Source organism: Leptolyngbya sp. AS-A5, from assembly GCF_039962495.1.
GTDB lineage: Bacteria > Cyanobacteriota > Cyanobacteriia > Leptolyngbyales > Leptolyngbyaceae > Leptolyngbya.
Genome location: NZ_JAMPLL010000012.1, coordinates 20,506 through 40,628, shown reverse-complemented (window position 1 = coordinate 40,628; position 20,123 = coordinate 20,506). Strand labels below are relative to the sequence as shown.

The window sequence follows — 20,123 nt, the reverse complement described above, 5'->3', positions numbered from 1 at the left end:
AATGACTATGATTTGAATATTGAAGCTGAGACGACACACCAGCTAGACAAGTTTCCTCACAACTCATTCTGGAGAACTTTCACATGGCTTTTGAATTGCAACCGCTCCCTTATGCTTACGACGCTCTAGAGCCTTACATCGATGCCACTACGATGCAGATTCACCACGACAAGCACCATGCTGCTTACGTGAATAACTTGAACGCTGCGATCGAGAAATACAGCGATCTGCAAAGCAAGTCGGTTGAAGAACTCGTGACTGATCTAAATCAAGTTCCTGAAGATATGCGGACTGCGGTTCGCAACAATGCCGGGGGGCACGTCAATCACACGATGTTCTGGGAAATTATGGGGTCGAATGGTCGAGGTGAGCCGACAGGTGCGATCGCCCAAGAAATTAATAATACGTTTGGTAGCTTTGATGCCTTCAAGCAGCAGTTTAATGATGCGGGCGTGAAGAGATTTGGTAGCGGTTGGGTTTGGTTAGTTCGATCGGCTCAAGGCGATCTCAAAATCATTTCCACACCGAACCAAGATAGCCCGCTGACTGAGGGACATGCCCCGATTATGGGTAATGATGTCTGGGAACACGCTTACTATCTGAAATATCAGAACCGTCGTCCCGAATACCTCAATGCTTGGTGGAATGTATTGAACTGGGAAGAGATCAATCGCCGATTTGATGCAGCCTTTAGCGGTCGATAAGCTGCCTGTGATTATGATTACTGCCTTGTATGATCCTAATCACTCAAGGTATGATTGACCGCAGACATACTGTAGAAGACTCAACTTTAGCCGAGTCATCAACAGGGAACACACGACTGACCGACAGGTTTCTCAGGAAGCTGTCGGTTTTTATTATTGTACAGTGACCCATTTTTTGTCAGGCGAGATCGCTGACGTGCGACAAATCCATCGTCCATGCAACAATAGACTGCGATGATGAACTTCTCGATAGAATAACGTCTCACCTGCTTTTGTCGTTTGGTTTCGATCGAAAACTTAAGAATGGAGTTTTCCTATGCTGATCTGAAAGTTGCACATCGCCTAAGGTTGCCTTCTAGCGCATTGCGTTTGCGATTGCCTCCTTTAAGGTCGAAACCACATCACCGATCGCAACCTCTTGTACTGCTTTGGTCGATCGTGCCACCAGTTCAACTTTGCCATCTTTCAAAGATTTACCTGTCACAATCCGGTAAGGAATTCCAATTAATTCCGCATCTTTGAATTTGACTCCTGCTCTTTCATTGCGATCGTCGAGCAAGGTTTCAACGCCTGCTTGATTCAACTCGGTATAGAGCTTTTCTGCTGCGCTGACTTGATCCGCGTCGTTCACATTCGGAATCACCACGATCGCATGATAAGGCGCGATCGCAACGGGTAAAACAATTCCATCCTTGTCGTAAGACTGCTCGATCGCAGCCTGAGCCAACCGCGAAACGCCAATGCCATAACAGCCCATGACTAAGGGCATCTCTTCGCCTTGTTCATTCGTATAGGTTGCATTCATCGCTTTGGAATACTTGGTTCCAAGTTGGAAGATGTGCCCGATTTCGATGCCGCGTGCAGTTTTTAACGTTTGGGTTGGATCGTGAGCGGCACGATCGCCGACTTTCGCTTTTCGCACATCCACGACCCGATCTGGTTTCTGAAATTCTTTGCCCCAGTTGGCACCGACTACGTGATAGTCAGATTCATCTGACCCTGTAACAAAGTTCTCTAAATCGACGGCAGTTTGATCAATGAATCGAACAAACTTCGGTGAAATATCTTTGCTCGGTTGAATATAGCTATCAGAAATCCCAGGAGAAATATAGCCAAGCGGTAGCGATTTTGCTGCCCACTTTTGCTGAGTTTCCGCATCAGGAACCGTGAGCGAAATGATCGTTTTTCCACCGAAACGATCGGCGATCTTTGTCAGTTCATTCTGCAATTTCACATCATTCACATCTTGATCACCTCGGATGTGAACTAATACTAATGCCGTCATGCCACTATCGAATACAGCTTGATAGAGAACATTTTTAACCACATTAGTCGGAGAACACTTCAAGAATTGGCAAAGCTTCTCGATCGTTGCCGTTCCCGGTGTTTCTAATTTCTTGTAGTTTGTAAACGGTGAAGCTTCCGCATCGGGGGGAAGGGCGATCGCTTTCTCTACGTTTGCCGCGTATTTGCCATCATCGGTGTAGAGAACTTCGTCTTCTCCTGCTTCTGCTAACACCATAAATTCTTGCGAACCAGAGCCACCGATCGCGCCTGAGTCTGCATCGACCGCACGAAATTCTAAGCCTGTTCTGCGAAGAATATTGCAGTAGGCATCGTGCATTTTTTGATAGGTTTTCTTCAGCCCTTCTTCATCAGCATCAAACGAATACGCATCTTTCATGATGAATTCCCGCCCCCGCATCAAGCCAAATCGAGGACGAATTTCATCACGGAATTTCGTTTGAATCTGATAAAGATTTTGCGGCAGTTGACGATAAGAGCGAATCATATCGCGAGCGATCGTCGTAATTACTTCCTCATGCGTGGGGCCTAAACCCAGTTCGCGTTCCTGACGATCGACCAGCGCAAACATAATTCCTTCCGCTTTCGTATAAGTATCCCAGCGCCCCGACTCTTTCCACAATTCCGAAGGCTGCAACTGCGGCAATAAGGTTTCTTGTGCGCCTGCTGCATTCATTTCCTCGCGCACAATGTGAGAAATTTTTTGCAGCACCCGCCACATTAGCGGCATATACGCATAAATCCCGCTACCAATCCGCCGAACATAACCCGCTCGCACCAAAAGCTTATGGCTGGGAATTTCTGCCTCTGCTGGATCTTCCCGCAAAGTGACCAGTAGCATCTGAGATAGCCGCATCAATCGTGCCCTTCGTTTCAAAAAACCACACTCTATTCTAAAGGGCATTGGCGAATTAGACTGAAGCACGATCGAGCGCTTGATCGCGTTTTTTCACCGTCCGCCGTTGCTGAGTCGGATTCATGCGCCGTTCTAAATAGCTAAAGCCCTGAGACGAAAGTAGCGTTAATGCAAGATAGATCAGCGCAACGATCGCATACAGTTCAAACGGTCGATAGTTCTCAGCCACAATCAATTGCCCGCGTCGGAATAGTTCTTCAAATCCGATGACTGCGACCAAACTGGTATCTTTCAGCAAAGTAATGAACTCATTCCCCAACGGCGGCAGCATCCGACGAAACGCTTGCGGAAAGATAATATGTCGCAAAGTTTGGGTCGCATCTAAACCGAGCGATTCCGCCGCTTCGGTTTGTCCAACGTCGATCGACGCAATTCCCGCCCGCACAATCTCAGCAATGTAAGCCGCACTGTTCAGACTCAAAGCGACCACCGCAGCAACAAAGCGATCGAACGTAAATTCCAGTCCGAGATCTTTGACCACCGCAGGAATACCAAAATAAATCATGAAAATCTGAACAATCAGCGGTGTTCCCCGGAAAAAATCAATGTAAGCCCTTGCTAACCATCGCAGCACACTAACTTTAGACAATCGAACAATTCCAATCAGCGATCCTGCCACTAAGCCGATCACCACTGAAATCGCAGCCAATTGAATCGTGACAATCGCTCCCGTGAGTAAGGCTGGCAGCGCATTTTGCATCACGGTGAGCCAGTTCGATCGCGCTTGTTGTTCCCCGGTCGCAATCGTCTCAGGCAACGCTGGCGGTTCAGCGTTAAACCATTTTCGATAAATCTCAGCATAGGTTCCATTGTTTAGAATCGTTCCCAGCCCTTGATTGATCCGGGCTAAGTTCGGCGAATCTTTTGGAGTTGGAATACCGTAATACTCAGAAGTTAAAAGCTGATTGCTAACTCGCAGATTCTTTAAGCTCCCAGTTTTAAGTGCATATTGCAAAATTGGGGCATCGTGAACCACTGCAACCACATTCCCATTGCTCAGTTCTTGCAGTGCTGACACAGCTTCATTAAATGTCCGAATCTGAGCATTCGGAACCTTCTGGGCGGCGAGAGCACCTGTCGTTCCGATTTGAACCGCGATCGATTTACCTTGCAGGTCTTCAAGCGTATTAATATTCGGCGTATTGGTGCGAGTGGCAATCCCTAAACCTGCCTTGAAATAAGGACGAGAAAAAGAAACAACCTGAGATCGTGCAGGCGTAATCGTGATCGCTCCGACTGCTGCATCGACAGTTCCCGCTTGCAAAGCTGGAATAATGCCATCAAACGAGATGCTTTGAAAGTTCACCCCAAATCCGGCAGCTTTCCCCACCGCCCGAATGATATCAATATCAAATCCCTGTAGTTCTCCCGACTGGCTGCGAAATTCAAACGGCGCGTAAACAGGCTCAACGGCAACCGTTAACGTCGATTGACTCAGTGTGCGAACTGGATGCAAAACCACAAGCAATGTACAAATCAAAGCCAGCCAAATCGATCGCGCTCTCAGCATAAACATTACTTTGAATGATCTTTTATTAATCAATCAGTTTGAATCGATCTAACTCTGTCTAAAGAGATATGTATCGATCGCAAAACGCGGATACTCTACGTCTTATGACACACGCGATTCAGTTCGACCAGGTTGAAAAGAGCTTCGGTGCGCTGCAAGTGCTAAAAGGTATTAGTGGCTATGTTGCTGCGGGCGAAGTGCTATCCATTATCGGGTCGTCGGGCTGCGGAAAAAGCACCTTACTACGCTGTTTAAATCGATTAGAAGTCATTGATCGGGGACGAATTGTGATCAATGAGCTAGAAATCTCGCGATCGGACCTCTCAAACCATGAATTAAAACAAGTTCGATCGCGCATCGGCATGGTATTTCAGCAATTCAACCTCTTTCCACACCTCAGCGTTTTAGAAAATCTCACTCTAGCGCCACAGCAAGTCCTGAAACTATCGCGTCGAGACAGCATCGATCGGGCGCGATATTATCTCCAAGAAGTCGGACTCAGCGACAAAATCGATGTTTACCCCGAACAGCTTTCCGGTGGACAACGGCAGCGCGTTGCGATCGCCCGTAGCCTTTGTATGGAACCTCAAGCCATGCTGTTTGATGAACCGACCAGCGCCCTTGACCCCGAATTAGTCGGCGAAGTTCTATCCGTTATGCACCGACTTGCAGAACGCGGAATGACGATGGTCGTGGTCACGCATGAAATTCAGTTTGCGCGAGAGGTGGCAAGTCGAGTGATGTTCCTCGACCAAGGTCGCGTGATGGAAGAAGGATCAGCGCGAGAAGTCCTGACTAATCCGCAAAGCGATCGTTTAACCGCTTTCTTAAGCCGAATGCGCCAGGCTCAAATCGCATGAAGACGGATATCCCTACACGAATTAGATGATCTTCTGAGAGTTTAGTTTTATGTTAGGGAGTGGTCGCGCAATTTTCTGAGGAAATCATTATGCTAGAGCTATATCAATTTGAAATGTCGCATTTTGCAGAAAAGGTGCGATTGATTCTTGACTATAAAGGCTTGCCTTATCGCAAAATAGAAGTAACCCCGGGAATCGGACAAATTGAACTCTTTCAACTGTCAGGACAGCGCAAAGTTCCCGTACTCAAAGACGGCAGCGAGATTATCCCAGATTCCACAGCGATCGCGGAATATCTCGATCGAAAATATCCCGAAAAGCCAATTATCCCAGCCGATCCGAAGCAAAAAGGACAAGTCTTACTGATAGAACAATGGGCAGACGAATCCCTGGCGATCAATGCGCGTAAAGGTTTGATCGGTTCACTTTCACAAAATCAAAGCTTCCGCACCGCTGTTCTACCCGCTTCAACACCAGATTTATTGAAGAACTTAGTCGGCGCAATTCCAGGTGAATTTCTCGGTGTACTCGGATCGGGTGTTGGCATGGGGCCTGATGCCGTGAAAGAAGCAACAGACGCACTAAAACGCAGCTTCACCGCCCTTTCCCTCATCCTAATGGAGCAACCTTATTTAGTCGGAGACAGTCCAACTTTGGCAGACTTTGCAGTTGCCGGATTATCAATGTACGCCAAATTCCCGATCGGGGGCTATCTAGATATTCCAGCATCGCTTAAGGGTAAAGGTGTTGCGGGCATTGCCGACGTTAGCATTTTCGATCCATTCTTCAACTGGCGCGACAAGCTCTACACTGATTTCCGCAAAGTTTCTGTCAGTAGCTATACATCCCCAGGTGGCTCAGCTCCAACCTCAATTAATATCGAGTAGAGCGATTGCTCGTCAGGCTTCTTAGGTTGCCTAGATCGATTTTGCCTGACTGTGCAGGGAGAAAACACGGGTTCATCTTCGCAGTCTACTGTTAATTTAGACTAAAATTCGGTACTTTCTGTGAGGGGATTCCCTCTTCGGATGATCGACAATGGGCTTAAATCTGAGGAACGCGATCGGAGACGCTAAGCAACTAGGGGGCAACTAAGCTTGTTTAGTCTATCCGGCTAAAAGCGTCCTTACAGGTAGACTGCCTGACTCTGGGGGCTTTTAAGAGTCAGGCAATTTTTTCCATTTCTTCGACAAGCCCTATTGTCGAATAACACTTTATTTGTCATCGTTAACAAATTGATGTCCTTGTAACAGACTCTTGTCGTCGAAAATAAAAAATCCTTTGTTAACAAATTCTTGTCATTAGAATTTCAAGCGATTGAATGTTGATTCAAATTCTTATCTACTTCAGCATTTTACAGTTACAGTACCGCCTCTACCCAAGTTCAGACGAACGCAGCTCTGCTCATTACGACGAGAGGCAACTGTTTCTAAATTAAATCCCAGGGTCAGGCAGTCCTTTCAATCCACCTACTATCAATTGTGTCTATAAAGTCGCCAAAAGATTAAGTTACTCTTCAATCATCCCCTTGCCGCAAACCTGGATGAAACCAAGGCGTCGCAACACATTTGACTGCTTCAGAAGAGGTTTTTTTTCAATCATCCCCTTGCCGCAAATCTGGATGAAACGATGCGTCATTTTTCAAAACCATGTATTATCAAGTCTTTCAATCATCCCCTTGCCGCAAATCTGGATGAAACGATGCCATTCAAAGTGCAGCCATAGTATGCTCTTCAAACATAGTTTTGGCAAACCCCTTTAAAGCGGATACTTTCTGCAGCCTAAGGCTGTGGAAAGCTGCTGAAGGGATTGATTTGCATGAATTGTCAAACTTCTCAGGGGTTTTAACCCCGCTTCGGTTCGCCAACAAGTTAAAAGTTAGGGGTGGATTCCTCCTTGCTCGGAGGTGAGATGGGCTAACCAGCATTGCGGTAGACCCGCACCCTTTTGCTGGGAGCGCACCCAACTTCGAGGTAGACAGTTAACCTGAGCCAGAAAGCAAGACCATCTTCCGATAGTCAAACTAGCTCCTAATTGTCGATGGCACAGAGACTATTGCTAGCATGAACCACGGCGCACTCTATTTATAAAATACACTTGAACTAATTGCAAGTAATTTTTATTTTCGAGATTGGTATGCTGCGATCGCTAGATCTCTTGCTTTCTCTTGAGGAGTGCCTGAAAGAGGTTGTTTCGTAATCTCAATCGAAATGCCAACTTGAGCTGCTTGGCTTTGAATAAATTGGGTTAATTGAGCGTATCTCCAACGATGAACACTTGCTCGGTACTGGCGAGCATACTGTCGCTGTTGTTCTATAGAACCCGGAATTCTTTGCTCTGCTCTTGCTTGAACCTCGCTTTGAACAATCTCTCGAATCTCACCAAGGTCAGGAAGTGCGAGGCTACTTACCTGATATTCTTGAGCGATTGCTACAATTTCATGAGCGATCAATCGATCTAGATATTGTCCTTGGTTAGATTCTCTGAGGTGGTTAGAACCTCCTTTTCTTTGGTTGTTGTGACGCTTGTGAGCGTTACGTTGCTGTGTTAGGCGATATCGATTGAGGAGTTTGTAATTCTTGCCTAGAATTTGACGGATGCTCCTATAGGTGATAGCTTTACCCGTCTGGATATCAACAATGGCTAAAGTGGCAGGTTTATCAAGTCCATAGCTTACTCCAGCAACAATTGAAGGCTGACCTTTGTAGGGAGGATGGCTCGGACGTGGAAATTGATTCTCCAGCAACTCCAGCATTCTTTCTCGCCCTCTGATAAAAGCATCTTGGTTCTGGCTTCGATTTTCTTTAGCTTTTGTACTAGCAATCACTTTTGCACATTCGCCCGCCTTTTTTTGACGGATTTTCTCTGTTCCTTCTTGAGTCCAAGTATCAGTATCTACGGAACATGATAAAACTAATCGATGAATTACCCAATGTTCTGCATCACCTGTCCCTTCTTGCCAAGCAATCCGTCCAGAACGTAAGGAGAATAAACTGCTTGAATGCTGATTTTTGCTGGCTTTTTTAGTTTCTTGATCTTCTAAAAACCGATTAAACCAATGGAGATCCCTTTGATCGCAGTAGACCTCAAAGGAATGCTCGCTCAAACCGTTAAATCTGACACACAGCCTGCCCTTGTAGTTTAGTGACCAGTGAAGATCTTCGTTAGTTTCATAATTGATAGGAAAAGGCAAGATCGCGGGCTTAGTGAGGAGACTCGCTTGCCAATCAGCTGCTTGCTCTTCGTTTTCAGGAACATGACTTGTTGCCCTCTCTAACGCTTCTATCCAGGTATGCCAGGATAAGTACCGTCCTCTTGGAATTCTCGTGTTTTGGAACGTATTCATCAATCGTTCAAGGCGAACCTCTGTTTTACGACGACGATTGGCGAATTTTTCGGGGTCTTCATTTTGTTCAGGCAGTTTGCAACCGTTTTTGAGTAGGTAAGCGATAGCACATCGAGTCAGGCTATTTTCTGTCTCGTCATAAAGCTTGAAAAGAGTGCGAGAAATATTTGCTCCTGCTTGATTCGATGTTTGTTTATTTTTCTTACTTCGGTTTTCTTCTTAACTTCAGGTTGGTCGCTCTCCAAAACTGATTCATTCAGTTGTGCGAGGAGTTCGCTGGCTTTCGATCGGAGTGTATTGATATCAGTCTGACTAGCGATCGTTAACTCATCATCGCTTTGAAGCATCACTAACCATCGGGTCTGACCAGCAATCTGATTTCTGAGTCGTGTTTGAAGGGCTAACCAAGATGTGAATATCCGATGCACAGTTGAGATTGCTGATGAATAAAACCTTCCTGGTTGTCCTGCAAATTGAGGATCTTGCTTTAGTTGATTGCACGCTTCGCTGACAACTAAACGAGAAAGTCTTCCTGTAAGGCTCCATTCCTCAAACTGAGAATCCTGAGCAATATGCTTGAGCAACTCGTTGATCAGAGGAGTGTGCTTTTCTGCCATTAAGTGCCATAAAGCACGACGGGTTTCTTCAGTTGCCACCAGCTTGCATTGGATTGTAATGACACTCATAAGATAAGTTCCTAATTTTGGTAAGGCATAAGACCAGCATGATGAGCATAGATTCAGAGATCGCAGCGTTGACCAAGTTTAAATATTGATTTGAGAATAATACATTAGTTCTAAATTCTTGCGAAGATATAGTAGCTTAGAATTTTGCCATCACGACAATTAATCTGGCTATGCCTCTTGCTCCTCGCCTACCTACTCATCGACACTGGAATGCGTTAAAGGCATATCTTCAACCGTTGGACGATGAGCAGATGGAACTCGACGAGTTTCTTAAACACTGGGAGGTGTCGCGCGAGGAGTTAGCGTTTATCTGCGACTGTTCGTTGACTACCGTTAATCATTGGTTTTCTCAAGGAGAGCATCGTAGAATTCCAAGCCATAAGCACAAGCAGCGATTAGCGTTAGCACATCATATTTGGACGACGATCGAGTCCGAGCCGGAATATTTACAGACGTTACGACAGATGTATCACAAAGGAACTCGACGGAAACCGCGATCATAGGAATTGCCGAATGGCAAGATTTTCTTGTCGCTTCTAATAATTCAAGCGTACTATTTTGCTGAATTCCACCGTAGATCGAAAGGGCAACTGTCCACGCAGATCACGGTCATTAAGTCATGAGCAAATTAGGAGTTGAATGATGATTGGAGTACCGAAGCCGTTTCCATCTGTTTGGGTAACATGGCTAGCTCGATTGATGGCGGATGAGATTCAGTGCCATTGGGCAATTTGGTTTCGCACTCGCTACAACTACGAGAAGCTCATTTCAGGTTTTGACTCGGCTCAATGGAATGCTAATCATCAGGCTTTGTTGCGGAGCCGTGTCGCTGACTTGGAGGCAGAAGGATATGCAGTGTTTTTGGAGGGGGAGAATTGGTTTGAGATTGCAGGGAGAAGCTTTCTAGTTAAGGTATCGGGGAAGCCTGATATTGTCGCAACCGTGGATGATCAAGGATTTGTCGAGGACTGCAAAACCGGACGGCGAAAGCATTCAGACTTTTATCAGGTGCTAATTTATCTGCTGCTGCTTCCGGTCAGTCATCCCAGATATCGAAGGCTAAGTTTAGCAGGTCGCCTCATTTATCCGACTGAGATCATTGAAATTCACGCCATTCAGGTTAATGAGGATTTTAAGGCACAGTTCCGAGCAGCGATCGCGATTCTGAGCAGCACTACCCCAGCGCGGAAGGTACCCAGTTTACACGAATGCCGTTTTTGCGATATTCCATTCCAGTACTGCCCAGAGCGAGTAGAGAAGCGACCAGATCAGCTGTTAGAAAACCATGACCTTTTCTAACAGCTAGAAGTTAGTCTCGCTAAGGGCTGTTCTCTAAAAGGTTTGAACTTTTGCCCCTACTAGCTGATTCAGTATTTAGTCTGAGATTCCTCAAGATGCTGTCCTAAACTCTGCCTCAACGGTTTCATTGAACGATCGCACGATCACCACAATCTGATCAGCGGTAGCATCCCGAAACATCCCGTCTAAACCATCGGGGTGAGCTTCGGTAAAAGGAGGCTCATAGAGCTGTCCGGGGTCCATCACCCCGTTTTGAGTCAGGTAGTCGATGATGGTTTCGATGAAGCGGATTTGATTAGCGCTGAAGGTGCTGCCCTCCAAATATTGGACGAACGCCTGCTTTGCAGCATTGCGATCGAGGCCAACCAGTTGGCGAATAAACAGCTTCAGGCTCAGATTTTCGCCAAAGACTTTCTCAAATTGCTCCCGGCTTCCAACTTCCGCTGAACTAAAAAGCATGATTTCCAGGGATTCTAGATCGGATTCGGTGAGCGGTGCGTTGCGCTTGAGTTTCGCGATCGCGACATGATTCTCGTTTGCTCGGATATAGGCTTCTACCTTCTTGCGGTACTGATAGGGGCTGAAGCCAGTTTGCTGATTGGGCACGTTCACTTCCTGCACTTCTCCCATCTGATCTTCAAAGTTGGTGTAGACGATGCGCTGCTCTCGGCGATCAATGAATTTAATGAGATCGCGCAGGTGAAGTCGCACGTAGTCAATGATCCAGGGGGTTACGTCTGTCCACCAGTCTTCTGCTTGAACTTCTTCAATCAAGGAAAGTTGATCCTTGACCATTGGAATTTCTCGTTTGGCTTCAAGCTGGCTCAACAGATCTCGTACCTGATCTCGGAGCCGAACGAAGCCGTTAGTGCGTTTGAGGATTGAGAGTTGTAGCCTGAAACAGAGCAAATCAAATTCCTTGGCTAGACGGTCTTCGGTGGGGAGACCGTTCGGGAGACTGGATAGAGACTGAGAAATCGTCTCGGCATCTGCTTCACTCAATTGCTCCCACCGTTCGCGATTCGAGAATTCTTCGACCTGTTGAAGGTGACGACGCACCAGAAAGTTTTCCCGCTCCATAGTCGCCACATGCTGGTGGAGGTCGTTTAGGAGACAGGATCGGAGTTCTATTTGTTCAGGATCAGAGTTTTTTTGCTGGTTCAGGAGTTGAGCCAGTTCCAAGCGAGTGTTGACGAGGCGAGTGGTGAGAGTTTCCGGTGGCTTTTGGTTTGTTTCAGGAATCGTTTGCTCGAAGAAGTCGAAATTGCCGCAGAGGTCGAACACGAGGAACTCGGTCTTGTGTTCGTCTACGCCAAACAGGTTCGAGCATAGACGGGTGCCGCGCCCAATCATCTGGTTGAATTTGACCCGCGAGTAGACGGGTTTGAAGAAGACCAGGTTGACCACTTCGGGCACATCCACGCCAGTGTCGAGCATATCGACGGACACTGCGATCGTCGGTTGTTTGACCGCGATCGAGAAATCATCGATCAAGTTCTCGGCATAGGAGATATCGCTATGAATGACTTGAGCGAATTTGCCCTTGTAGTGGGGGTAGTTGGCATCAAATCGATCAACGATAAACTGAGCATGTTTTTGCGAACGAGCGAAAATGATGGTTTTGCCGAGACGATCGCCGCCCTCCACTTTCAGACCTCGCCGCATCAGCAGTTCTAACACCTGATCGACTGTGTTGATGTTGAACAGCCACTTGTTGAGGGCAGCGGCATTGACTTGATCGGGGATGGCTCCGGTTTCAGCATATCGAAATCGTTCTTCGTATTCCTCTTTTTCTTCAGGTGAAAGGTCAGCATATCGGATGCCCCTGCGGAGAAATTTGAAGGGAACATCTAAGCCTTTGGCGGGCACGAGGTAGCCGTCTTTGGTTGCATCTTCGAGTTCGTAGGCAAAGGTTGGGTTGCCTTTTTCGAGTTCAAAGATGCGGTAGGTGTCGCGGTGAACTTCGGCACGGGGGGTGGCAGTTAAACCAACCAGTAGGGCATCGAAGTAGTCAAAGAGAGCGCTGTATTTTTTGTAAATCGATCGATGCGCTTCATCGACAATCACCAGGTCAAAGTAGCCGGAACCAATGACGCGATCGCTTGACCCGTTGATAAAGTTGAGCATCGTCGGATAGGTCGAGAGAATGACGTTGCTGCCTTCGATATTTTTATCTTTGGTGAGGTCGATCGGGGTGACGGTGGGGAGATGGGTTTTGAAGGCGCGGAGGGCTTGAGTCAGGAGGGTATTGCGATCGGCGAGAAAGAGAACGCGCTTGACCCAATTGGCGCGAATCAGTAGGTCAACTAGGGCGATCGCAGTTCGCGTTTTTCCAGTTCCGGTCGCCATCACTAGCAGGGCTTTGCGGCTGTTCTTCTGGTCAAAGGCTTCGGTGATGCGGCGAATGGCTTCGGTTTGGTAGCTGCGTTCGACGATTGCGGGATTGATTTGCACCAGATGGAGCCGTTTGCGGTTGGTGCGGCGGAAGATGAGGCGTTCGAGTTCGTCTTTTTTGAGAAAGCTGTGGATGTCGCGGGGTGGGTAGCGTCGGTCATCCCAGATGCAATGCTGGTAGCCGTTGGAGTAGAAGATGATCGGGCGTTGACCGAATTGGACTTCGAGGCAATTGGCGTAGAGTTCGGCTTGGGGTTTGCCGTCTCTCGCGTCTTTGGTGGTGCGTTTGGCTTCGACTAAGGCAAGGGGCTTGCCATCATCGCCCCAAAGTACGTAGTCCACATAGCCCTTTCCCGTTGGGGTCCGCATTCCTTGGACTTCGTATTCTGTCCACTGCGGTTGATTGATATTCCATCCTGCTTTCAGGAGTTCGACATCAATCAGGTTTGAGCGGGTTTGAGCCTCGTTGAAGTCGTGGGGATCTACAACGGCTTCGACGATCGCTTTACGGGCAGAGACTTCAGCTTTGGCGGCGGCGAGTTCTTCCTCGGTTTGTCGCTTGCGGTCTTCTGCAATTTTCCGCATCTCCTGTTCTTGGGAGAGTTGCGCTTCTAACTCTTGCAGGCGTTTCTGGGATAGTTCTTGCTGGCTTGGTGCGCTGGGGTGGGGGATGAGTTGGCGATCGAAGTGGAGATCGGAGAGCGATCGACCATCGGGGGCATAGTAGCGGCAAAGCCAGTACAGGAAGTGAAAGAGTTCCTCGATGAGGTAGAGGGATTTCTTTTCGGTGATTGGGGCGGATTGATGAACGGCGATATTTCCTAGCTCGTGGATGGCTCGGACTTTTTGAAACAGGCTGGGAGGGTTGAGGTTGTCTTTGAAGGTTTGCTCGTGGATTAACGCTCCTAGCTTGTTGTCCTAGGGAAGCTGGAGGTAGGGATCGTTTTTGTAGAGCCAATGCACAGCTTGCTCTAGGGTGAAGCGGGCATAGAAGCAACTGGCACGAGGGGCGGAATAGACAAGGCTCTCGGCTTGGGTGGCGTGTTTGAAGAGGTCGGGGTAGCGATCGCCGAGGAAATCGAAGTTGGATGCCATTAGTCTCTTTAAATTTAGAGAAATTCTTACTCCATTGTTCCCCCGGTTTTCAAGTCTTTCTGGGTATTGGGCGATGATTTACTCAAAAATTATGTACTTGTGTGGCAGTCATAAATAATTTATGAGATAGACAGTTGTGGGAACTCCATCCTCAAGAGGGGTCTCGTTAACTCATTGGAGATTTAGTGTGTCTGAGAATATTGATGTTGAGAAGCTTGCCAGCGTTTTAAACAACACGGGTCAACAGGGCAAAGAAAACTTTGTCAAAATGCTTTAGAATAACCAGCCAGTAGACGTACAAATCCAGCTCATGCCGCTGTTGAAAGCAGAGACACGGCAGGCAATTGAGACTTCCTCAGATGATTCTGAGCAGCAGTCAGGGGATGCTTAAGTGATGCGAAGCTGTTTGCGGTTGTTTACCAAGCTCTGAGCTGAAGAACGCAACACACTCGAACAGTTCAGCCGCACGGAGAAAGCTGCTGCCTATGTCATCACTTAGGCTCGAATTCTGCTAGAAGCAAATGTTGCTCAACCTGGTGGCGGCAGGATCTCAATGCCATACTTAGGAGCCGCAGCTTGGATTTTGTCTAAGTCTGCCTCGCTAACTGCTGGTGCAGGTGTGACCGACCCTGAGATCGCAGTTCCTACTTCCGCCACAAATTTCTCAAATCCGGCTGGGGTCACCCAGACTAATAGTGTTGCAGGGGTTGAGCTGATGTTTGTGAACTGATGCTGTTGACCTTTGGGAGAATGAAGGAACGTGCCAGCAGAGGCGATGATCGTCTGCTCATCGAGATGAAACTCAAACTCCCCGGATTGAACATAAAATGCTTCGTCTTCTCGACTGTGGCGGTGAGGAGGTGAGCCGCTTTGAGGTTGAACAATCACCTCACAGAGGGTATAGGCTTCGCCGGTTTCTTCACCGATGGCTTTGAAGGTATATAAGTCACCGAGTAACCAGTAGGATAAACCTTGACCGGGGTGCCTTAAGATTTCTGAGTGATGCAGGGTCATGGGAAGTCTCCATTCAAGCAACTACTCTTATGCAAGCTTAAGATGGGTCAATCAAGATGAATTGAGCAAAAAACTTCATCAGGATGAGTCCAGGAAGAGATGATGATTTTTCTATGACTCAAGCTCTCAAACTGATTGAATCGCTCAAGCAGATCTCAGACTGTTGCAAAGGCAAAGGTAACCCTTTTCTTTAGGCGACATTGCGATGATTTCCCGGCTTGTCTGTCCCTGTTTTGACATTCCGCCGCGATCGCTCATATTCTCAGCTTAAAGCTCTCCCCGAAAGGCTCTCTGTATAAGGGAGTTGAAGAAATTATCCGATTGCTGCACCGTTCGTGAATATTGATCTAAAGTAGATACAATTTTTTCTTCAATATCAGCAAACTTTTCTTGTATTTCTAATGGTGGAACTGGAATAGTTAGGTTTTGCAATTCGTCTTTTGTTAATGCTTCTCTTGTTGCTCCTTTACTACGTGCAAGGCTTAAGAGCTTTTCTTTAAACGTGGTTGAATTAATGAGGCTTACTAAATACACTGAATTGATTAGGTCGGCTTTAGTTCTAAGAATTGCAACGTGCTGATTCACTCTTGCAGGTGTCAATGAAGGAGGAACAATTGTGCAACGTGCAACCGAAGCGCCTGTGATATTTAGCAAAACATCGTTTTGAGTTACTGTGACGTGACCGAGTGCCTTAGCTTGTTTTTCATCAATGTATGCTAGTCCAGTGTAAGCAAAAGAATAGTTATATACATTCATGCTTCTGATCAAGGGAATACCTGATAGTTTGTAGCTTGCTTCACCGCCCCTTGGAGTAGAGCCGCTACCAATCTTGGATGTTAAATTCCCTAATTTATTTAGTGTCCAACCTTTTGAATTAATTAAAGGATCGCCAAACATTTCCAAGAAAGCCGATCGCAGTAATTTCTCAGTCAGTGCGATCGCTTCTTGTCGTTTCCGTCGAACTGCATCAGTGCGATCGAGGATGGCAGCGATGCGGCGTTGTTCGTCGATCGGAGGAAGGGGAATTTCAAGATCTTGAAATGCAGGTGTCCGAATATGAATCTGTGTACTACCAACGGCATGGCGTTTCATATAAAGCCGGAATGGCTCATAGTTTGAAAGCCAAACTAAATAAGCAGGATGCAAGCGCTTTTTATCAATACGAAATCCATATGCACCTTGAGCCAAGATATATTGCTGACCCGGTGATTGCGCTAAATCTGCAACCAAACCAATAGATGGACCAGAAGGCACAAGATCTCTCAGCGTTACCGCAGTGTAGGACTGATCGATGACTGATTTTTGATGACTTTGAACAAAACTTTCAGTTGTAAAAGTCTTCTTCTTAGGATCAATTACAACTTGCCCGTTTTTCTGAATTGCACCCTTATGTAGAACAGGAAAACCCTGGTCTGTAAAATCTTCAGGTTCAAAAGGTGCACCTCCTCGCCAATCAGAGGTTACATCTTTAATAGCGACAGTCTCTCAATGCTTCGGAACTCTTCGGTGTAATCCTGATGGAATACTCATTTCAGCAATTTTTCCAACTCATCTAAGTCAACACGAATCTCATCTTCGAGGAATCGCCCTTCATCGCTCAAATACGATCGCTCCCCCACGACATTTTTTTACTCACGGCTGAGTATTGATCGCTCATGCGCGAGTATTTTTTACTCATCGTCGAGTGTTTACGACTCGTGCATGAGTATTTTTTGCTCGTGCACGAGTTATTTTCACTCATGCTTGAGTATTTTTTGCTCATGCTTGAGTATTTTTTACTCGTGCTTGAGATATTTTTACTCACCGTTGAGTGTTTACGACTCGCGCTTGAGTGTTTATGACTCGCGCTTGAGTGTTTTTTGCTGACGATCGCGCCTCATTGCTCAAGCTGCGATCGCTCAGTCGCCGTTCAACCCGCCAGTCTAAAATCAGCCGCGATCGGCAAATTTAGCAATGTTGAATCTTCTAACCGCTTCGAGAAAAAAAGAATCTCCAAATTTTCGATTTCTCCGGAGGTTGGATTAAGACGAGCAATCACCTCATCTCCGACCTCCTCAGATTCTTGTTCTGCATAGGGCGGACAAATATCAATGTAGAGAATATCGCCCACTTTGTCGTAGCGAAACTTTAGGCTTTTGTCCATATCACCGTTCCCCCTGTAATTTTTCGTGCCGTGTAGGTTGTCACAATCCAATATCGCTCTGTCTCTGTTTGCCTCACCACAACCACGACCAAATACCGTCCTGTCCGAGTCGTATCAAACCATTTCGAGAACAGCATTGCATCGAGATCGAGATCGCTCCGACGAATTTGATCTGGCTCCGCCAATGTTTCAGCCAATTGCTCCAAGTAATCCGGCAACGTCCCCGGGTGGGTTTCAATGATGTGCTGTTCTCGCTCATCCGTCAATTCAACCTCTGCATTGACGAATGGACAGTTAAAATTTCTCAAAGAAGCCGCTCCAATTCGTCTAAATCATTTTTGATCTCAGCTTCAAGCGATCGTAGTTTCTGCAAAATCACCTTCGGCGGCTCATACTGCACTGTCGTCGCTGCATTTAAACCATATCCGATCACCACTTTTGCAACCAGATTTTGAATTAGTCACTTCGATTAATTGTTCGATTAACTGAATGCTCGCGATCGCTTCATCGCTGGCTTACAATTCGCTCTCTAGACTGATTCGCTCGATTTTGTGCCAAATTGTTAAGAGAACCTGCCTCTTTTTCCCCACTTAATGCAGATGTTGTCTATAAACAAATTGGAAATCCTGGATCATAGAGACTCATAACGTCATTTAAAGTCAACGACTTTGAATCCAGAATGACTCAGAGATGCCGAAATTGACTACTCTGGTAATGTAAAGAACTCTTAACTTTAGGCGCGAGTGATGGAACCGATATATCAGTACGCCTGGCTCATTCCCGTTCTGCCATTGGCAGGGGCGATGCTTGTGGGTTTAGGGCTGATCACCTTTAACAAGGATGTCAACAAGCTCAGAAAAGCGAACTCTATTTTCATCGTGTCCTTGATTGGCGCGGCGATGACCTATGCGCTTGCTCTATTCTGGAGCCAGTATCAAGGACACGAACCTTATACACAATCGATCGAGTGGGCAGCAGCCGGAGACTTCCATCTGTCGATGGGATACGTCATCGATCCCCTGTCCTCGCTGATGCTCGTGATCGTGACCACTGTAGCCTTTCTGGTGATGATCTATACCGATGGCTACATGGCGCACGATCTAGGCTATGTACGTTTTTATGCTTATTTGAGCCTATTCAGTTCCTCGATGTTGGGCTTGGTTATCAGTCCGAATCTGGTACAGGTCTACATCTTCTGGGAATTGGTGGGGATGTGTTCATATCTGCTGATCGGCTTCTGGTTTTACCGCAAGGCGGCGGCAGATGCTTGTCAGAAAGCGTTTGTCACCAACCGAGTTGGTGACTTTGGCTTGCTGCTTGGGATTTTGGGTCTGTACTGGTCTACCCGCAGCTTCGAGTTTAATGAAGCTGGGGCACGACTCCAGGACATGGTCGCAACCGGATCGCTGAGCGGTTTCGTTGCCGCATTGTTTGCGATTTTGATCTTCCTGGGTCCTGTGGCGAAGTCGGCGCAGTTTCCGCTGCACGTCTGGTTACCGGATGCGATGGAAGGCCCGACTCCGATTTCAGCCCTGATTCACGCAGCAACGATGGTGGCAGCAGGAGTATTCCTGATTGCGCGGATGTTCCCGGTGTTCGAGGGCATTCCAGCGGTAATGAATACGATCGCTTGGACGGGTTGTTTTACGGCATTTTTGGGCGCGTCGATCGCGATTACCCAGAACGACATCAAGAAGGGCTTGGCGTATTCCACAATGTCGCAGTTGGGCTACATGGTGATGGCAATGGGCGTTGGAGCCTATAGCGCGGGACTATTTCACCTGATGACCCATGCTTACTTTAAGGCGATGCTGTTTTTGGGATCGGGATCGGTGATTCATGGCATGGAAGCGGTTGTCGGACATGATCCGGTGTATGCCCAAGACATGAGAATGATGGGCGGTTTGCGGAAATATATGCCCGTCACCGCGACTACCTTCTTGATTGGAACATTGGCGATTTGTGGAATTCCGCCGTTTGCTGGCTTCTGGTCGAAAGATGAAATCCTTGGCTCGACGTTTGCCGTAAATCCGATCATGTGGGCGATCGCTTGGGGAACTGCCGGGATCACTGCTTTTTATATGTTCCGGATGTACTTCAGCACGTTTGAAGGCGAGTTCCGGGGCACAAATGCCGCTATGAAGCAAACGCTCAAAAACGAACAGCTTCAAATGGCAGGATTAGCATTTGGGCCAGGGGCAATGGATCCGCGTGAACTGACGATGGAAGCTCCAGGCGAAGAAGTTGATCCTGGCAACGACGAACATCACAGCCACGAACCGCACGAATCGCCGATCACGATGACGTTACCGTTGATGATTCTCGCGGTTCCGTCGGTGCTGATTGGCTTAGTCGGAACGCCGTTTGCCAACTACTTTGAACACTTTATCCACGCTCCGAGTGAAGCGGTTCAAGTGGCGGCGGAAGCAGGCGAAGAAAGCCTGACGGAGTTCCTGATTATGGGTGGGAACTCAGTCGGGATCGCGCTGATTGGAATTACGTTAGCCTCGTTGATGTACCTCCGAGGCAAGATCGATCCAAGTGCGATCGCCGAAAAAATCCCTGCTTTCTATCGCCTCTCGAAAAACAAATGGTACTTCGATGAAATTTACAACGAAGTCTTTGTTCAAGGGAGCCGTCGTCTGGCGCGTCAAGTCCTGGAAGTCGATTCCAAAGTCGTCGACGGTGTGGTGAACCTTGCAGGTTTAGTCACGTTGCTGACAGGCGAAGGACTGAAATACTTTGAAAACGGTCGCGCTCAATTCTACGCGCTGATCATTTTCGTGGCGGTTCTAGGATTGGTGGTCTTCTCCGGTGTGACCTGATTCAATCATCCTTCTCAGGGTGGGGG

14 protein-coding genes and 2 pseudogenes are annotated in these 20,123 nt (G+C 47.3%); 6 read left to right on the top strand and 10 right to left on the bottom strand.

The window, feature by feature from the left end:
* The first annotated feature begins 83 nt into the window (after positions 1-83).
* On the top strand, positions 84-704 hold the full coding sequence (locus tag NC980_RS14995) for a superoxide dismutase (protein WP_190379414.1): 621 nt from the start codon (positions 84-86) through the stop codon (positions 702-704).
* Positions 705-1,059: 355 nt separating this feature from the next.
* Here NC980_RS14995 and NC980_RS14990 read toward each other — a convergent pair whose 3' ends face one another.
* On the bottom strand, positions 1,060-2,865 hold the full coding sequence (locus NC980_RS14990; RefSeq protein WP_190379413.1) for a proline--tRNA ligase: 1,806 nt from the start codon (positions 2,863-2,865) through the stop codon (positions 1,060-1,062).
* Positions 2,866-2,920: 55 nt separating this feature from the next.
* Positions 2,921-4,435, bottom strand: a complete 1,515-nt coding sequence (locus NC980_RS14985) for an ABC transporter permease subunit (protein WP_348253936.1) — start codon at positions 4,433-4,435, stop codon at positions 2,921-2,923.
* Between the two features lie 104 nt (positions 4,436-4,539).
* On the opposite strand from NC980_RS14985, the gene NC980_RS14980 reads away from it, so the two are divergent.
* Entirely contained in the window at positions 4,540-5,295 is a 756-nt protein-coding gene (locus NC980_RS14980) for an amino acid ABC transporter ATP-binding protein (RefSeq protein ID WP_190379411.1), read from the top strand.
* 89 nt (positions 5,296-5,384) lie between these two features.
* The gene (locus tag NC980_RS14975; protein ID WP_190379410.1) at positions 5,385-6,182 is read left to right on the top strand and encodes a glutathione S-transferase family protein; all 798 of its coding nucleotides are present in this window, start codon (positions 5,385-5,387) and stop codon (positions 6,180-6,182) included.
* 1,232 nt (positions 6,183-7,414) lie between these two features.
* Here NC980_RS14975 and cas12k (NC980_RS14970) read toward each other — a convergent pair.
* Together cas12k (NC980_RS14970) and cas12k (NC980_RS14965) are read right to left on the bottom strand one after the other, a co-directional pair.
* Positions 7,415-8,806, bottom strand: coding sequence for a type V CRISPR-associated protein Cas12k (cas12k, locus tag NC980_RS14970; protein ID WP_347273265.1), 1,392 nt, complete (start codon positions 8,804-8,806; stop codon positions 7,415-7,417).
* Complete coding sequence (cas12k, locus tag NC980_RS14965) at positions 8,758-9,327, bottom strand: type V CRISPR-associated protein Cas12k (RefSeq protein WP_347273218.1); 570 nt, start codon at positions 9,325-9,327, stop codon at positions 8,758-8,760. The genes cas12k (NC980_RS14970) and cas12k (NC980_RS14965) overlap by 49 nt, the downstream gene beginning before the upstream one ends.
* Before the next feature lie 170 nt (positions 9,328-9,497).
* Between cas12k (NC980_RS14965) and NC980_RS14960 the strand changes: the two genes are divergently transcribed.
* Together NC980_RS14960 and NC980_RS14955 are read left to right on the top strand one after the other, a co-directional pair.
* Complete coding sequence (locus NC980_RS14960; protein WP_199298768.1) at positions 9,498-9,830, top strand: hypothetical protein; 333 nt, start codon at positions 9,498-9,500, stop codon at positions 9,828-9,830.
* 136 nt (positions 9,831-9,966) lie between these two features.
* Positions 9,967-10,626 carry a PD-(D/E)XK nuclease family protein gene (locus NC980_RS14955; RefSeq protein WP_190379409.1) on the top strand — a complete coding sequence of 220 codons (660 nt, stop codon included), beginning with the start codon at positions 9,967-9,969 and terminating at the stop codon, positions 10,624-10,626.
* 90 nt (positions 10,627-10,716) lie between these two features.
* Here NC980_RS14955 and NC980_RS14950 read toward each other — a convergent pair.
* The 6 genes and pseudogenes from NC980_RS14950 to NC980_RS14925 form a co-directional block, all read right to left on the bottom strand.
* Positions 10,717-14,115, bottom strand: a pseudogene (locus NC980_RS14950) (DEAD/DEAH box helicase family protein).
* 528 nt (positions 14,116-14,643) lie between these two features.
* Positions 14,644-15,129 (bottom strand): cupin domain-containing protein, encoded by a 486-nt coding sequence (locus NC980_RS14945; RefSeq protein ID WP_190379408.1) that lies wholly within the window; start codon positions 15,127-15,129, stop codon positions 14,644-14,646.
* Between the two features lie 267 nt (positions 15,130-15,396).
* A complete protein-coding gene (locus NC980_RS14940; protein ID WP_347273263.1) occupies positions 15,397-16,602 on the bottom strand; it encodes a restriction endonuclease subunit S in 1,206 nt (401 codons plus the stop codon).
* A gap of 436 nt (positions 16,603-17,038) precedes the next feature.
* Entirely contained in the window at positions 17,039-17,272 is a 234-nt protein-coding gene (locus NC980_RS14935) for a DUF2283 domain-containing protein (RefSeq protein ID WP_190379406.1), read from the bottom strand.
* Complete coding sequence (locus NC980_RS14930) at positions 17,257-17,580, bottom strand: hypothetical protein (RefSeq protein WP_190379405.1); 324 nt, start codon at positions 17,578-17,580, stop codon at positions 17,257-17,259. The genes NC980_RS14935 and NC980_RS14930 overlap by 16 nt, the downstream gene beginning before the upstream one ends.
* Positions 17,577-17,672 (bottom strand): annotated as a pseudogene (locus tag NC980_RS14925) (N-6 DNA methylase); the annotation flags it as partial. The gene NC980_RS14930 and the pseudogene NC980_RS14925, both read right to left, overlap by 4 nt.
* A gap of 346 nt (positions 17,673-18,018) precedes the next feature.
* On the opposite strand from NC980_RS14925, the gene NC980_RS14920 reads away from it, so the two are divergent.
* Complete coding sequence (locus tag NC980_RS14920; RefSeq protein ID WP_190379404.1) at positions 18,019-20,097, top strand: NAD(P)H-quinone oxidoreductase subunit 5; 2,079 nt, start codon at positions 18,019-18,021, stop codon at positions 20,095-20,097.
* The last annotated feature ends 26 nt before the right edge of the window (positions 20,098-20,123 follow it).

What these genes read in the sequence shown, in the direction of transcription:
- NC980_RS14955 (WP_190379409.1), top strand. Translation starts at nt 9,967, where the DNA reads ATGATGATTGGAGTACCGAAGCCGTTTCCATCTGTTTGGGTAACATGG.
- NC980_RS14920 (WP_190379404.1), top strand. Translation starts at nt 18,019, where the DNA reads ATGGAACCGATATATCAGTACGCCTGGCTCATTCCCGTTCTGCCATTG.
- NC980_RS14945 (WP_190379408.1), bottom strand. Translation starts at nt 15,129, where the DNA reads ATGACCCTGCATCACTCAGAAATCTTAAGGCACCCCGGTCAAGGTTTA.
- NC980_RS14960 (WP_199298768.1), top strand. Translation starts at nt 9,498, where the DNA reads ATGCCTCTTGCTCCTCGCCTACCTACTCATCGACACTGGAATGCGTTA.
- NC980_RS14975 (WP_190379410.1), top strand. Translation starts at nt 5,385, where the DNA reads ATGCTAGAGCTATATCAATTTGAAATGTCGCATTTTGCAGAAAAGGTG.
- NC980_RS14995 (WP_190379414.1), top strand. Translation starts at nt 84, where the DNA reads ATGGCTTTTGAATTGCAACCGCTCCCTTATGCTTACGACGCTCTAGAG.
- cas12k (WP_347273218.1), bottom strand. Translation starts at nt 9,327, where the DNA reads ATGAGTGTCATTACAATCCAATGCAAGCTGGTGGCAACTGAAGAAACC.
- NC980_RS14935 (WP_190379406.1), bottom strand. Translation starts at nt 17,272, where the DNA reads ATGGACAAAAGCCTAAAGTTTCGCTACGACAAAGTGGGCGATATTCTC.
- NC980_RS14985 (WP_348253936.1), bottom strand. Translation starts at nt 4,435, where the DNA reads ATGCTGAGAGCGCGATCGATTTGGCTGGCTTTGATTTGTACATTGCTT.
- NC980_RS14990 (WP_190379413.1), bottom strand. Translation starts at nt 2,865, where the DNA reads ATGCGGCTATCTCAGATGCTACTGGTCACTTTGCGGGAAGATCCAGCA.
- NC980_RS14980 (WP_190379411.1), top strand. Translation starts at nt 4,540, where the DNA reads ATGACACACGCGATTCAGTTCGACCAGGTTGAAAAGAGCTTCGGTGCG.